The organism is Bradyrhizobium sp. WYCCWR 12699 (assembly GCF_032144035.1).
GTDB lineage: Bacteria > Pseudomonadota > Alphaproteobacteria > Rhizobiales > Xanthobacteraceae > Bradyrhizobium.
In genome coordinates, this window is the sequence record NZ_JAVTJN010000036.1 from 1,012,037 (window position 1) to 1,024,933 (window position 12,897).

General features: G+C 65.6%; 13 protein-coding genes. 5 read left to right on the forward strand and 8 right to left on the reverse strand.

Annotated elements, in window-relative coordinates; genetic code table 11:
• Nucleotides 1–19: 19 nt before the first annotated feature.
• Nucleotides 20–841 (forward strand): SDR family NAD(P)-dependent oxidoreductase, encoded by an 822-nt coding sequence (locus RPS27_RS29805; RefSeq protein WP_313754830.1) that lies wholly within the window; start codon nucleotides 20–22, stop codon nucleotides 839–841.
• A gap of 71 nt (nucleotides 842–912) precedes the next feature.
• Here RPS27_RS29805 and RPS27_RS29810 read toward each other — a convergent pair whose 3' ends face one another.
• Nucleotides 913–2,004, reverse strand: a complete 1,092-nt coding sequence (locus RPS27_RS29810) for a DUF2778 domain-containing protein (RefSeq protein ID WP_211419013.1) — start codon at nucleotides 2,002–2,004, stop codon at nucleotides 913–915.
• 609 nt (nucleotides 2,005–2,613) lie between these two features.
• Here RPS27_RS29810 and RPS27_RS29815 point away from each other — a divergent pair.
• Together RPS27_RS29815 and RPS27_RS29820 are read left to right on the forward strand one after the other, a co-directional pair.
• Nucleotides 2,614–3,138 carry a FecR domain-containing protein gene (locus RPS27_RS29815; protein WP_313754831.1) on the forward strand — a complete coding sequence of 175 codons (525 nt, stop codon included), beginning with the start codon at nucleotides 2,614–2,616 and terminating at the stop codon, nucleotides 3,136–3,138.
• Between the two features lie 58 nt (nucleotides 3,139–3,196).
• Nucleotides 3,197–5,083: an adenylate/guanylate cyclase domain-containing protein gene (locus RPS27_RS29820; RefSeq protein WP_313754832.1), complete on the forward strand. Its 1,887-nt coding sequence runs from the start codon at nucleotides 3,197–3,199 to the stop codon at nucleotides 5,081–5,083.
• Between the two features lie 5 nt (nucleotides 5,084–5,088).
• On the opposite strand, the gene RPS27_RS29825 is transcribed toward RPS27_RS29820, so the two are convergent.
• From RPS27_RS29825 to RPS27_RS29840, 4 genes are all read right to left on the reverse strand, one after another.
• Nucleotides 5,089–6,588 (reverse strand): glycosyltransferase family 39 protein, encoded by a 1,500-nt coding sequence (locus RPS27_RS29825; protein ID WP_259213550.1) that lies wholly within the window; start codon nucleotides 6,586–6,588, stop codon nucleotides 5,089–5,091.
• Between the two features lie 6 nt (nucleotides 6,589–6,594).
• The gene (locus tag RPS27_RS29830) at nucleotides 6,595–7,728 is read right to left on the reverse strand and encodes a glycosyltransferase family 2 protein (RefSeq protein WP_313754833.1); all 1,134 of its coding nucleotides are present in this window, start codon (nucleotides 7,726–7,728) and stop codon (nucleotides 6,595–6,597) included.
• Between the two features lie 243 nt (nucleotides 7,729–7,971).
• Nucleotides 7,972–8,175, reverse strand: a complete 204-nt coding sequence (locus RPS27_RS29835; RefSeq protein ID WP_128926573.1) for a hypothetical protein — start codon at nucleotides 8,173–8,175, stop codon at nucleotides 7,972–7,974.
• Between the two features lie 70 nt (nucleotides 8,176–8,245).
• Entirely contained in the window at nucleotides 8,246–8,626 is a 381-nt protein-coding gene (locus tag RPS27_RS29840; RefSeq protein WP_211419008.1) for a hypothetical protein, read from the reverse strand.
• 117 nt (nucleotides 8,627–8,743) lie between these two features.
• Here RPS27_RS29840 and RPS27_RS29845 point away from each other — a divergent pair, with 117 nt between their 5' ends.
• The gene (locus RPS27_RS29845; RefSeq protein ID WP_313754834.1) at nucleotides 8,744–9,565 is read left to right on the forward strand and encodes a DUF72 domain-containing protein; all 822 of its coding nucleotides are present in this window, start codon (nucleotides 8,744–8,746) and stop codon (nucleotides 9,563–9,565) included.
• An 8-nt stretch (nucleotides 9,566–9,573) separates the two neighbouring features.
• Complete coding sequence (locus RPS27_RS29850; RefSeq protein ID WP_313754835.1) at nucleotides 9,574–10,035, forward strand: DUF488 domain-containing protein; 462 nt, start codon at nucleotides 9,574–9,576, stop codon at nucleotides 10,033–10,035.
• A gap of 51 nt (nucleotides 10,036–10,086) precedes the next feature.
• Here the strand turns inward: RPS27_RS29850 and RPS27_RS29855 are convergent, their stop codons facing one another.
• The 3 genes from RPS27_RS29855 to RPS27_RS29865 form a co-directional block, all read right to left on the reverse strand.
• Nucleotides 10,087–11,001, reverse strand: coding sequence for a PhzF family phenazine biosynthesis protein (locus RPS27_RS29855; protein ID WP_313754836.1), 915 nt, complete (start codon nucleotides 10,999–11,001; stop codon nucleotides 10,087–10,089).
• Nucleotides 11,002–11,193: 192 nt separating this feature from the next.
• Complete coding sequence (locus RPS27_RS29860; protein ID WP_313754837.1) at nucleotides 11,194–11,403, reverse strand: hypothetical protein; 210 nt, start codon at nucleotides 11,401–11,403, stop codon at nucleotides 11,194–11,196.
• A gap of 146 nt (nucleotides 11,404–11,549) precedes the next feature.
• The gene (locus RPS27_RS29865; RefSeq protein WP_313754838.1) at nucleotides 11,550–12,857 is read right to left on the reverse strand and encodes an adenylate/guanylate cyclase domain-containing protein; all 1,308 of its coding nucleotides are present in this window, start codon (nucleotides 12,855–12,857) and stop codon (nucleotides 11,550–11,552) included.
• Between the last annotated feature and the right edge of the window lie 40 nt (nucleotides 12,858–12,897).

The window sequence follows — 12,897 nt, forward strand, 5'->3', positions numbered from 1 at the left end:
TTCAAAACAGGAGAAGATCATGGTTGCACATGACGCGAGAGTATTGGCAGGCCAAGTCGCGCTGGTGACCGGCGCGGGCCGCGGACTCGGGCGCGCCTTCGCGGAGAAGCTCGCCGCCCTCGGCGCCGATATCGCCGTCCACGGCATGCGCGAGAACGGCCCAGCCGAATATGGCGAGGGCACCACCCTCACCGCCGTCGCCGAAGAGATCGGTCGGCAGTTCAGCGTTCGCACCACGCGTGTGCTTGGCGATCTCACCAGGGGCGAGGACATCGCGCGCGTGATCGCCGAGACGGAAAGCGCGCTCGGCCCGATCGACATCCTCGTGCACAACGCCGGGGGCGACATCGCGGCCGCCGGCGGCAAGCCCGACCCGAACGACGCGGTCCACATCAAGGAGGCCGATGTCCGCGCGGTGCTGGAGCGCAATTTGCTCTCGACCATCCTGACCTGCCAGGCGGTCGCCAAAGGCATGATGGAGCGGCGGCGCGGCCGCATCGTCACGCTCGGCTCGGTCGCCGCTTTCAAGGGACGCACCCAGGGCTCGATCTACGCGGTGGCGAAGGCCGGCGTGACGCATTACACACGATGCTTGGCCGACCAGCTCCGCCCTTACGACATCGCCGTCAACTGCATCGCGCCGGGCGACACCCGCACCGGCCGCTTCCTCGGCACACGGGCGGTGGCTCCTGACAGGATGGTCGAGACCGGCACGCTCGACCGGATCGCGACCGTCGACGAGGTCGCGCGCGTCGTCGAGTTCTTCGCAGGTCCCATGGGAGCGTTCGTCTCAGGCCAGGTGCTGAGGATCGACGGCGGCGGACAGTGCTGGCCGGGCTGAGTGCATCCGGCAAGCCGCAAAGAAAAAGGGCCGCTGAGGAGCGGCCCTTTGGACATCCGAATGAACCAGGATTACTCCACCCGCGCCAGCACCGCGAGCTTGCGGATGCCCTTGTTGCGGTAGGCGTCGAGGAACGCGTAATAGTCCTTGAACGACACGCAGCCGTTGGAATCGCCGTTCGGTCCGAGCATGTAGGTGTGCGCGAGCAAGCCGTCGCGGCCGTAGATCGCGCTTTCGCCGCCGATCGGGGTCAGACGCAGTGCGGGCACGCCGTGGAACAGCGCCTCGCGCGGCTTCAGAGTGTAGATGTGCGGCGGCGTCACGCCGCGCATGCGGGTGCGCTGCGAGCGCGGATCGTCGAGACTGGAGCCGAGGCCGGAATGCGCCTCGAGCTTGGTGCCATCGGGCAGATAGACCGTCTTGGCGGTGATGTCGTAGACGGCGGTATCGCGCTCATAGGGCGGCGCGCCGCCTAACATCGGGTTCTGCTCCTTCGGCGCGATCGCCGCCGTGATGCTGGCGTCGGCCGAGGCATAGGCCAGGAGCCCACCGGAGGGCTCACGCTTGCCCCAGAGTTTGTCGACCATCGACTGGCGCGGACCGGTGATCGACATCACCGCGGCTTTGGCGCGCTCGGCGATCGACTTCTTGGCTTCGGGCGCCGGCACGATCTGGGCCGGATCGGCCGAGGCGAGCTGGATCTGCGCATCCGGCGCACGCTTGGCCTTGTCCGCGGTCTTGTCGGTCGTCTTTTCAGCAAGTTTGGCCGGGGCCGCCGGCTTCAGCGCTTCCGCCACCTTGGCGATCACGCTCTGCTTCGGCGGGTCTTTCACCACCGCAACCTGTGTCGCCGGCGCCGCGCTGGCCGCGTTCGAGGCCACGCCTTGCGTCGCAGCTGCGGCAAAGCGCTCGTTGAACATCTCGCGCGAGATCGGGGCTGCGACCTGCAACCGGTCGGGCAGCAGCGCAAAAGCTTCCTTGATGGCGTCGCCGGCCTCGCGCAGCGCCACCTTGGGCGCACGCTTCACCACCGGCTCGTCGTAGCCGATGCTGCCGACGGTGGGATAGACGCTCGCGCCCAGGACGTTGTTGTAGATGGTCCAGCCGGCGCCCATCACGACGCAGCCGATCGCCGCGGCGCCAAGCCAGTTGGTCGTGGTCATTTTCCGGGAAGATTTCCGCGAGTGGCCTTGCGAGAAATTTTTCGACTTCCGTGCCGCGTTACTCTGCGCAGCGATACTCGTACTCATACGCCTTGCGTCCAGGACGGTGTCACTCAGTCCCCCTTCAAAGTGCCGCTGGTCACGATCCGGGAACAGCATCTCGCAGAGGGTCGGAGCGTCATTAAGGCGACTTTTAGTTAAATGCGGATTAAGTTCGGGCGGATCTAGGGCGGCTCGTTAACTGTCTCATTCTGAGAAAAAAGCCCGCAGAATTACGGACTTAGGCGCGTCTGTTAACCATAACTCTCGGCCGGATTTGGCGCATTCAGCGGACCTCTTCGGCCGCCTCTCTAGACCCACCAACCGAGTCCTTTTCGTGGCTTCAATGCCCCGCACGATAACGGGGAAGCATTGTGCGAGGCTGGTGCGCGAGGCGCCCCCTCCGCGTCACGCGATGCAGCCCTGACCGAAAGTTGATCGCGCTGGGCTGGAAAATGCCGCGGCCAGGAAATAGCTGCGAGACCGGCACTTTTCAGCAGCCTCTGCGTGTGATACGGTACCGTATCAACATCGCCTTGAACTGTGCCAAGCACGCAAAGGGAGGCTGGCATGAGTGGGTTCGCGCGCGCCCGGTTTTTCGCCCTGGCGGGGTGGTTTTTGTTGATCGGCTCCGCACATGCGCAGCCTGCTCCCAATGCGGGCTGCACGGCATCGCCATCCAACGCAGGCACGCAAATTTGGCGCTGCGACAACGGCATCACCATTGTCGCGGAAAACGGCGCCAGATTTGAACTAAAGGACGCCAACCGCGACGGACATATAGACTCCGTCGAGTTGAGCAGCAGAGCGCTGCTGGTCGAAGTGCCCAAAAAGCCCGGCGGCAATCCCTTCAAGGTGCTGACGCCGCAGGCGATCGCCGCGGTGCGCGGCACCCGATGGGCCGTCGATGTTGCCGATGCCAAGACCTCCGTCTTCGTCGCTGACGGCCATGTCGGCGTCAGCCGCAGGAGCCGTGGACGCGGCGTCGTTCTGGGCCCCGGCGAAGGCGTCGACGTGGAAGCGGCCGGCCCGTTGACCGTCAAGACATGGGGCCAGCCGCGCGTCGACGCACTGATGAGACGGCTCGGCCGATAAGGCTTGATCAACAAGATTTGGCCGATAGGACTTAGAACAAAGAAGATTGCAGTACGTGGTGACGAGACGCGTTCAGATCCTGGTGGCCCTTGCCCTCACCGCGCTGTGGGGTGCGGGCATCTATGCCGCGCACGCCTACGGCCATCTGCGCTTTCTCGACCGCCTCGAGGCAACGCTGACCGATTGGCGGACCCAGGTCCGCGGCGTGCAGCGTCCGCCCGATCTCGTCACCATCGTTGCGATCGACGACACCGTGGTGAAGCGCGGCGGCAGCTATCCACTGCCGCGTGCCGATCTCGCCCGTGTCATCGACACCATCGTGTCGTTCAAGCCGAAGGTCGTTGCGATCGATCTCCTGCTCGTCGACCGCAGCGCCGCGATCGGCGACGCCACGCTGGCCAACACGCTTGCCACCGGCCCCATGGTGCTCGCCGCCGCCGCGATCTTTCCCAGCGACAGCGAAACCGTGGAGCCGAGCAGCCAGGGCCCCCTCGCCGTGCTGCCGCAGGCCGAACGCTTCCTGCTGCCGCTGCCGGCGTTCGCCGACCACGCCGAGGTCGGCGTCGTCAATGTCGCGACGGGACAGTCAGGCTCGCCGCTTTCGGTGCCGATGCTGTTCCGGACGCACGACAAGGTCGAGCTGTCGTTCCCCCTGCGCGTCGCCAGCCGCGCGCTCGACAAGCCGCTGACGATCGCGCCGGACCAACTCATGCTCGGTGAGCGCGCGGTGCCGACCGACACCGATTTCGCGCTGCCGATCACCTATTACGGCCCGCGACGCACCATCCGCACCGTCAGCGCGCAGAGCATCTTCGACGGCACGCTCGATCGCGCGGCGATCGAGAACCGGATCGTCGTGATCGGTGCCTCGGTCGCCGGCGGCGGCGACTTCTATCCCACGCCGTTCGATTCCCTGATGCCCGGCGTCGAGGTGGTCTCGACTGCGATCACGCATCTGGTTGCCGGCGACGGCATCGTGCGCGACCGCAGGGTTCGTATCGCCGACGCGCTCGCGGCGATCCTGCTGCCGATGCTGCTGGTCGGCCTGCTGGCCTGGCGGCGCAGCGCGCCCGGCATCGTGGCGGCGGCCGCTTTGATGATCGCCTGGGCCGGCCTCAACGCGGTCGCGTTCACACATGGCGTCTGGCTGAATGCCGCAACCACGCTCGCCGCAGCCGTGCCTCCGGTTGCGATCTTTGCCGGCGTGCAGCTTTGGGCCGGAGGCCGCCGCACGCAATATCTTGCCGCCAAGAGCAGATCGCTCGCCCAGTTCCAGGCACCTGCGGTGCAGGAATGGCTGGCCCGCGATCCCAATTTCCTGTCAAAACCCGTCCGGCAGAACGCAGCCGTGGTCTTCATCGATCTCTCCGGCTTCACGGCCTTGAGCGAGCGGACCGATCCGGACGCGATCCAGGAGATCCTGAAGGCGTTTCACGCGCTGATCGACAGGACCGCGGTCGATTGCGGCGGCACGATCACCGGCTTTCTCGGTGACGGCGCCATGATCCTGTTCGGGCTTCCGGCCGCGATGCCCGATGATTCCGCGCGTGCACTGAAATGTGCCATCGACCTGCATCGCAGCGTCGAGCGCTGGATCGGCTCGCTACCGCCGGCCATCGGCGACCGGCTCGGATTCAAGATCGGCGCGCATTTCGGCGAGATCATTGCCTCGCGTCTCGGCGGAAGTCACCAGCACATCACCGCGACAGGCGATACCGTCAACGTCGCGAGCCGGCTGATGGAGGTGGCCGTCCAGAACGGCGCGCGGCTCGCGATGAGCGATACGCTGCTGGATGCCGCCGACTTCCACGGGGCTCCCGACGGCGTTCTGTCAGGCCCCCTGCTCGCGCAGGTTCGGGGCCGCTCAGGCATCGTGACCGTGTGGTTCTGGCGTGATCAGGACAGGCCGGGCCAGGCTGCGGCCAGGGCCGAGATGATCGACTGAGGTGCTTACCTCGCTTCCGGCGGCGGCGAGCGGTCGAGCACGTCGCCCTTGGCACCTTCGAGCAGATCGATGCCGTAGGTCTCGACCACGAGCGGCCCGCGCTTGCGCTGCAATTGCGCGACCTGCGTGACCTTCGCGAAGAGATCGTTGAGGACGGGGTGACCGCCCTCACGCAGCTCGTCGACATAGAGCAGCTTGCCGGCAAGCAGCTTCGGATCGGGCTCGCCCATGTTGACCCAGCGGATGCGCTGGGTCCGCTGCAGCACGCAGGTGCCACGCGGCAAATAGAACGCGAGCCAGCCCGTGGTGCCGTAGTCCTGCGCGAGCACGCAGGTCGCGCCATGGCGCGCGCGCTCGGCTTCGATCCCGGCAGCGAGCTCGCGCCAGCCGACGCCGACGCTGCGCACGGTGGCATCGCGGCGATAGCCGGACAGCCAGCCGGTGTTGGCCTGCACGATCAGCGCGGCAAACATCACGATGCCGGCGGGCGCAGCCCAGCGCAGGCAGAAATCGACGAGGCGCCGCGCACGCGGCCCCCACGGCGCGAGGCTGGCGGCGGCCGCGGCGACAACGAAAGGCGGATAGACCGGCGCGAACCAGTTGGCCTCGACGCGGGCATGCAGCGAGTGCCAGACGAAATAGGCGACGATGGTCCAGAACATCGCCGCGATCAGCACGCGCGAGGCCAGCGCGCCGACGCGCTGCCAGGTCAGCGCGTGCAATCCCATCGCGCCGAGGATGAAGACCAGCGGGGTTGCGAACGCGATCTGGGTCGGGATCAGCTCGGCAATGAAGACCGGACGGAAATCCTCGATCTTGGCGCGGCCGAGCTGCTTTGCGAACGAGACCCATTGATGGTCCGCATTCCAGAGGATCACGGGCGCGAACAGCGCGAGCGCAACGAGGCCGCCGAGATAGGGCCATGGCGAGAGAAACCAGCGCCTGAGTTCCGGCACGCAAGCGAGCCAAATCAGGATCGCAGCGCCAAAGAACATCGCGGTGTATTTCGACAGCAGCGCCGCACCGACCGCCGCGCCGACCGCGAGCCACCAGACGCCTCGGCCGGTCTCCAGCACCTTGGCGAGGAAAAACAGCACGAAGCTGGAGGCGACCAGCAGCGGCGCATCGGGCGTCACGATCAACGTGCCGACGGAAGCCAGCAGCGTCACATTGAGCAGGACGGCGCTGGTCGCAGCAATCCGCACCCCGCCGAACAGGATCGCCGCGGAGCGATAGATCGCATAGCTCATCGGCAGCGCGAGCAGGATCGAGACGAGGCGGACGCCGAGCTCGGTATCGCCCGCGATCATGGTGCCGGCGCGGATCACGTAGGCGACCATCGGCGGGTGATCGTAATAACCTCCCGCGAGGTTCTTCGACCACATCCAGTAATAGGCTTCGTCGAAGGTGATCGGCGTGAACGCGGCCGCGACGAGCCGTAAGCCGACCAGCGCCAGAATCAGCAGCGCGGTGTTGCGGACGATCCGCGCGTCAGCGTCGGCCATCTCGCGCTATTTCTTGCGCCAGACGAACAGGCCTGACATCGCGTAGTTCCACACCACGCCCATCAGCGCACCGGCCATGCCGGCCAGCCACCAGATCGGCTCCTGGTCGTACACCGAGAAGGCGACGCCGACATTGGCGAGCAGACCGACGCTGCACACGATGTAGAAGGCGATCAGGCCGCGCAGCAGCGCAAAACCCTTCAGCCGCTGGTCGCGATAGGTGAGGAAGTTGTTGAGGATGAAATTGCTGGTCATGGCGACGATGGCGCCGGCGGCCTGCGCCTCCGCGAACGGCGCCTTGAACAGCTGAAGTCCGATGAACAGCGTGGTGAGGTGCACCACGAGGCCGATGCCGCCGACCATCGCGAACAGGATGAAGCGCAGCGAGACGATGTCGTTGCTCAGCTTGGCGAGCACGAGACCGAGGAAATCGAGCGCGACCATGGAATCGAGCTTGCTCTCGCCGTGCTGGCGGGCGCCGAACGTGTAGGGAATCTCGACCGCCCGCAAGGTGCCATGCGCGGTCGCGACGACGTCGAGCAGGATCTTGAAGCCGTGCACCGACAGCTCCGGCGCGAGCTGCTCGAACCGGTCGCGGCGGATCATGAAGAAGCCGCTCATGGGATCGGCGATCTCGACCCGGAGCATCTTCCTGGCGACTTCGGTCGCCAGCGCGCTGGCGCCGGCGCGCTGCTTGTTGAAGCCTTCGCTCTTGTAGCCCTCGATGTAGCGGCTGCCGACCACGAGGTCGGCCTGGTCGCTCGCGAGCAGCAACAGCATCTTCGGCAGCTGAGTCTCGTCGTGCTGGAGGTCGGCATCGATCACGGCGACAAAGGGCGCACTGGAGGCGAGGATGCCCTCGATGCAGGCGCCCGACAGGCCACGGCGGCCGATGCGGCGAATACAGCGCACGCGGCTATCCTGCTGCGCCAGCGCGCGCACGACGTCCCAGGTGCCGTCGGGCGAATTGTCGTCGACGAACACGACCTCCCAGGCGACGTTGACGAGCGTCGCCTCCAGGCGCCGATACAGCACCGTGACGTTGTCGCGCTCGTTGAAGGTCGGGACGATAACCGACAGTTCCGGGCCCTCTTGGGCCTGCTGCGGAACGTCGGAGCCCGGTCTGATCGCTTCATTCATGACGGCAGCGTATATCTGCCGCATCCTGCGCTGCCAAGCCGGGAGGTCTGTGGGAAACGCCCCAAAAAGGGGCCCTAAAATGCCAACGACCCCGGAACGGCGGGCCGCGCGTACATCCGGCGCGAGCCCAAGCTATTCCAAGGTCGTCCCAGCGCCGGAGTTTTCGCTCAACGTCGCCGTTAAAAGCTAGATAGGAACGACAAGACCGCTTCGCAAGGGGCCGGAAACCGGAATCCTTGTGCCTTATTGGTTGGGCACTTCCCGGATGATCGGGCCCCGCGGCGCCGGCGCGGCAGGGGCTGCGGGTGCCGCAGCCGGAGCCGGCTCGACCTTGGCCGGTTTGGGCGGCTTGCCATACTGGCCGATCGGCCCGAACACGACGGCAACTGCAAGCACGATCGCGGCAACGATCGCGCCCAAAATGCCTCCCACCGACTCAGACGCCATGGAAACCCATCCCTGTTCCAGATGCGTCCTGTGATACCACGGATGCGCGCGGCGCCGGAAGGGCCACGCCCTACTTCGCCGGCGGCCTGTGCTTGACGAAGGCCGTCACGATGTCCTTCTGCGCGGATTCCACCGCCCTGTTCGCGGTGGCGAGATGGGCGCCGGCATCGATATCGGGATACTGCGTGGTGAGGTAGTCGAGCAGCGCCACCCGGTAATATTGGCGCTCCGACGGACAGGCGCCCGCGACCGAGCGGCCAAAATCCTGTTCCGTCATTCCTTGATTGCTGTCACGCGAATATTCCCGCGCCAGGCAATGCCAGTAATCGTCGCGGCCCTGCTGGGCGAGCTTCCGCGCGCCCTTGGCATCGTCGTCATCCGCCATGACCGAGGACATCATGGCAGCAGATGTCATCATGACGAGCGCCGCTCCCAGCATTGGCATCCGCATCTTGTTCTCCTTTGTCGCAGATCGCATTGCCGAGATTAGGCTGGAGGCGAGAACTGGCCAATCACATCTCGTTTGACTAGGATGACGTCTTCCCTCCCCGTCGATGCGAGATCCTCCGTGGCCAAAGCAAAAACCGCGTCCAAAAAATCCGGCAACATCTTCATCGGCATCGGCGGCTGGACCTTCGAGCCCTGGCGCGGCGTGTTCTATCCGGAGAAGCTCACGCAGGCGAAGGAGCTGTCTTACGCGGCCTCGAAGCTGACCTCGATCGAGATCAACGGCACCTATTACGGCTCGCAGAAGCCGGAGAGCTTTCGCAAATGGGCGAGCGAGGTGCCCGACGGTTTCGTGTTCTCTGTGAAGGGACCACGCTTCGCCACCAATCGCCGCGTGCTGGCGGAGGCCGGCGATTCCATCAAGCGGTTCTATGATTCCGGCGTGCTGGAACTCGGCGATCATCTCGGGCCGGTGCTGTGGCAGTTCGCGCCCACCAAGAAGTTCGACGGCGCCGATTTCGGCAAGTTCCTCGAGCTGTTGCCGCGCAAGCTCGACGGGCGCGCACTGCGCCACGTCGTCGAGGTCCGCCACGACAGTTTCTGCACGCCGGATTTCGTGACGTTGATCCGCGAGTTCGAGACGCCCGTCGTATTCGCCGAGCACGGCAAATATCCCGCGATTGCCGACGTTGCCGGCGATTTCGTCTATGCCCGGCTTCAGAAAGGCAATGACGAGATCAAGACCTGCTACCCGCCAAAGCAGCTCGACGCCTGGGCCGCGCGCTTTCAAGCATGGGCTTCGGGCGGTGAACCGGACGACCTGCCGAAAGTCGACAAGGCCAAGCCGAAGAAGGAGCCGCGCGACGTGTTCGCCTACGTCATCCACGAGGGCAAGGTGCGCGCGCCGGCCGGCGCCATGGAACTGATCGCGCGGGTGAGTTGAGGTGATCCATGGCAAAGGCGAAAAAGCTATTCACCATCGGCTATGAGCAGACGCCGCCCAAGGCGGTGCTGGACGAACTGGAAGACGCCGGCGTCAAGCTCGTGGTCGACGTGCGCGCGGTGACGTCGTCGCGTCGTCCGGGCTTCTCCAAGAAGCAGTTATCGGCCGGGCTCGACGAACGCGGCATCGCCTATGTCCACCTCGCCGCCCTCGGCACGCCGAAGGAAGGCCGCCTCGCCGCGCGCAGCGGACAGTACGACGTGCTCGAGAAGATCTTCTCGAAGCACCTGAAGGCGCCCGAGGCCAAGGAAGCGATGGACGAGCTCTCGGCACTGGTGAAGAAGGCCGGCCCAGTGTGCCTGCTCTGCTATGAGCGCGACCACACCCATTGCCACCGCCAGATGATCGCGGAGATCATCGAGGAGCGCGATGGGGTGACGGTGAAGAATTTGGCGGGACGGCAGGTGTAGTTGCCGCCGTCATTCCGGGGCGCGCCTCTTGGCGCGAACCCGGAATGACGGTTAAGCCTCCCCCGCGAGCCGAAACGTCCCTTCCATCATCTGCACGCAGCTGCCGCCGACATGGGCGGAGACGATCTTGCCGTCCTGCTTGCGCACGCGCGTCAGCAGGATGCTCGGACGGCCCATGTCAAAACCCTGGCCGACGGTGAGCTTGAGCTCGCCATCCCGAGCGGGGTCGAGGTCGGCAAACAGCGCGGCCGCGGCGACCGTCGCGCTGCCGGTTGCTGGGTCCTCGGCGAGGCCGCCGGCGCCCCGCATGAACATTCGCGCCTGGCGTTCGGTAGGCGCCTCCGACGCGGGCACGTCGCGCGTATAGAACCACACCGAGCGGGCGTCATCGCGCGGCAAGAACCTGCCGAACGCGGCCGCATCTGGCCTCGCTCGCTTGAGGGCATCGCGCGAATGTACCTCCGCCACCAGGAACGGTGTTCCGACGCCGACGACTTGCGGCGCATGGTGATCGGTCCGGATGTCATCGGCGCTCAACGAGAGGCAGGCTGCAACGTCAGCGGCGGAAACTTCCGCCAGCCGCGACAGCGGCTGCGGGGCAGTGAGCTCGGTGCTGATGACCCTGCCCTGCTCGCGAAAAATGTCGACCGGCACGATGCCCGCTATCTCCTCGAACAGCAGACGCGGCTTCGGCTCCTTGGCGAGACTCGCCAGCACGAAGGAGGTGCCGACATTGGGATGCCCCGCGAACGGCATCTCCCTTACCGGGGTAAAGATGCGCACCTCCGCATCATTGGCCTTGTCGCGTGGTGGCAGCACGAAGGTGGTCTCGGAGTAATTGAACTCGGTCGCGATCGCCTGCATCTGCGCCGTGGAAAGCCCGCCGGCATCGAGCACGACGGCAAGCTGGTTGCCGCCGAAGGCGCGATCGGTGAACACGTCGACGGTGATGTAGCGGCGCTGCATCGTCACTTCCCCATGAAAAAGGCGGCCGCAACCGGCCGCATCGCCGGCAGTCTACAAGCCGAAAACATCACGCGTCATGCCCCAAAATTCGGAGCAATCGGAGCAATTGCAATGACGCGTTGGAAGACGACGCTACAGAGATACGCAACGCCGGGCCGGCAAGCTTTGCGCCAGCCCGGCACCGTGTATGCGTCAGTACGTCGTCATCGTGTTCGGCAGGCACGGCGGCTGCGTGTACGGCGCAGAGACATACGCTCCCTCTGCCGGGGCCCTGACGCAGGCGTCGGTCGCCGCCTGAGTGACAACAGCGCGATGCGCCGCGGCATGGCGCACCGTTGCGGCCTGAGTTGGGGTGACGGCAGCTGCAATCAAGGCGGCCGCAACGAGGGTCAATCGGGTCATTGGCTTTCTCCGTGTCACAAAGGGAAGCCGAGACGTTTCAGCTTCCACAGTGCAATACGCGAAAGCTAACCGAGATATTTCATCACGCGCCTTCACCGAAGCGCGACCCCGCTTCAACGAACCGCGACTCACATGTGAAAGGCGCGTTAGCCCAGCTGAAACACCGGCACCTTCTGCTCATAGCCGCGCACCTCGACCTCGCCGAGCGCGACCGCGTCGCTGCCGTCCTCGCCCAGCGTCTCGCGCACGGTCGCCGAGATCAGCAATTGCGAGCCGAACTCCTTGTTGAGCGCCTCCAGCCGCGAGGCGAAGTTCACGGTGTCGCCGATCACGGTATATTCCTTGCGCCTGGGCGAGCCGATATTGCCGGCGACGACCTCGCCGAAATGAATGCCGATGCCGATGCGCAGCGGCCAGCTCGTCTGCGCGTTGATGCGGTCCATCGCGCTCAGCATCTCACGGCCTGCGGCAACCGCACGCTGCGCGGCGTCGGAAGCCTCCAGCGGCGCGCCGAACAGCGCGAGAAAGCCATCACCCAGGAACTTGTTCACGATGCCGCCGTGACGGTCGAGGATGTCCACCAGCACCGCGAAGGCGCCGTCGAGCCGGTCGACCACCTCCTGCGGACTGCGCGACTGCGCAGCGGCGGTGAAGCCGCGGAAATCGACGAACATCACAGCAACACGGCGCACGTCACCGCCCGAGCTGGTTCCTGCCGCCATCAGCCGCTCCACCACCTGCGGAGAGACGTGCTGGCCGAACAGGTTCGTCACCCGGTCGCGCGCCGTCGCCGCCGCAATGCTCGCGGCGAACTGCCGGCGCAGCTGGGCGCCGACGGCGCCCGCCAGCACGCCACAGATCAGGATGACGACGCTGCGCACGGCGTGCAGATAGATCAGGGGGTCGCCGGCCTCGTCAGCCGAGTTGAAATACAGCGCGACGGAGAGAAGCCCGGCCGCTGCCACGAAACCCGTGAATGCGGAGAGCCAGAAGTCGAGCCGCAGGGTCGAGAGGATGACGAAGATGAAGTACATCAGCGGCACGGCGAAGCCGAGCGCCTGGGCCGCGCCCATGGTCCGGATCTGCAGAACGAGAATCAGCGTAGGCAGCGACGTCTCGATCAGCGTGCCGATGTAACGCCGGAATACGGGCAGGTCGCGATCGAGGCGGAGATTCTTCCTGATCTGGGTGTGGACCCAGACTTCGAACAGGATGAATCCGACCAGAAGGCCGTAGACCTCGACGATCCCCTCCGTTCCGCGCCAGACCCGGTTCACCACACTGGGGTCGATCAGATAGATCGCGGTGAGCAACACCATCATGATGCAGCCCGTCATGATCAGCGCGCGCACCCGGAGCAACTCGGTGCGCAGCACTTCCCGCGTCAGCTCGCGCTCGAAATCCTCCGATAGCACCGCGTGGTGCCGTGTCTTCCTGCTCGCAAACCTGACCATTCCGCCCCCTTGTCATCCCGGGGCGCGGCGAAGCCGTGAA

What these genes read in the sequence shown, in the direction of transcription:
- RPS27_RS29805 (WP_313754830.1), top strand. Translation starts at nt 20, where the DNA reads ATGGTTGCACATGACGCGAGAGTATTGGCAGGCCAAGTCGCGCTGGTG.
- RPS27_RS29810 (WP_211419013.1), bottom strand. Translation starts at nt 2,004, where the DNA reads ATGACCACGACCAACTGGCTTGGCGCCGCGGCGATCGGCTGCGTCGTG.
- RPS27_RS29815 (WP_313754831.1), top strand. Translation starts at nt 2,614, where the DNA reads ATGAGTGGGTTCGCGCGCGCCCGGTTTTTCGCCCTGGCGGGGTGGTTT.
- RPS27_RS29825 (WP_259213550.1), bottom strand. Translation starts at nt 6,588, where the DNA reads ATGGCCGACGCTGACGCGCGGATCGTCCGCAACACCGCGCTGCTGATT.
- RPS27_RS29830 (WP_313754833.1), bottom strand. Translation starts at nt 7,728, where the DNA reads ATGAATGAAGCGATCAGACCGGGCTCCGACGTTCCGCAGCAGGCCCAA.
- RPS27_RS29835 (WP_128926573.1), bottom strand. Translation starts at nt 8,175, where the DNA reads ATGGCGTCTGAGTCGGTGGGAGGCATTTTGGGCGCGATCGTTGCCGCG.
- RPS27_RS29840 (WP_211419008.1), bottom strand. Translation starts at nt 8,626, where the DNA reads ATGCGGATGCCAATGCTGGGAGCGGCGCTCGTCATGATGACATCTGCT.
- RPS27_RS29850 (WP_313754835.1), top strand. Translation starts at nt 9,574, where the DNA reads ATGGCAAAGGCGAAAAAGCTATTCACCATCGGCTATGAGCAGACGCCG.
- RPS27_RS29855 (WP_313754836.1), bottom strand. Translation starts at nt 11,001, where the DNA reads ATGCAGCGCCGCTACATCACCGTCGACGTGTTCACCGATCGCGCCTTC.
- RPS27_RS29860 (WP_313754837.1), bottom strand. Translation starts at nt 11,403, where the DNA reads ATGACCCGATTGACCCTCGTTGCGGCCGCCTTGATTGCAGCTGCCGTC.
- RPS27_RS29865 (WP_313754838.1), bottom strand. Translation starts at nt 12,857, where the DNA reads ATGGTCAGGTTTGCGAGCAGGAAGACACGGCACCACGCGGTGCTATCG.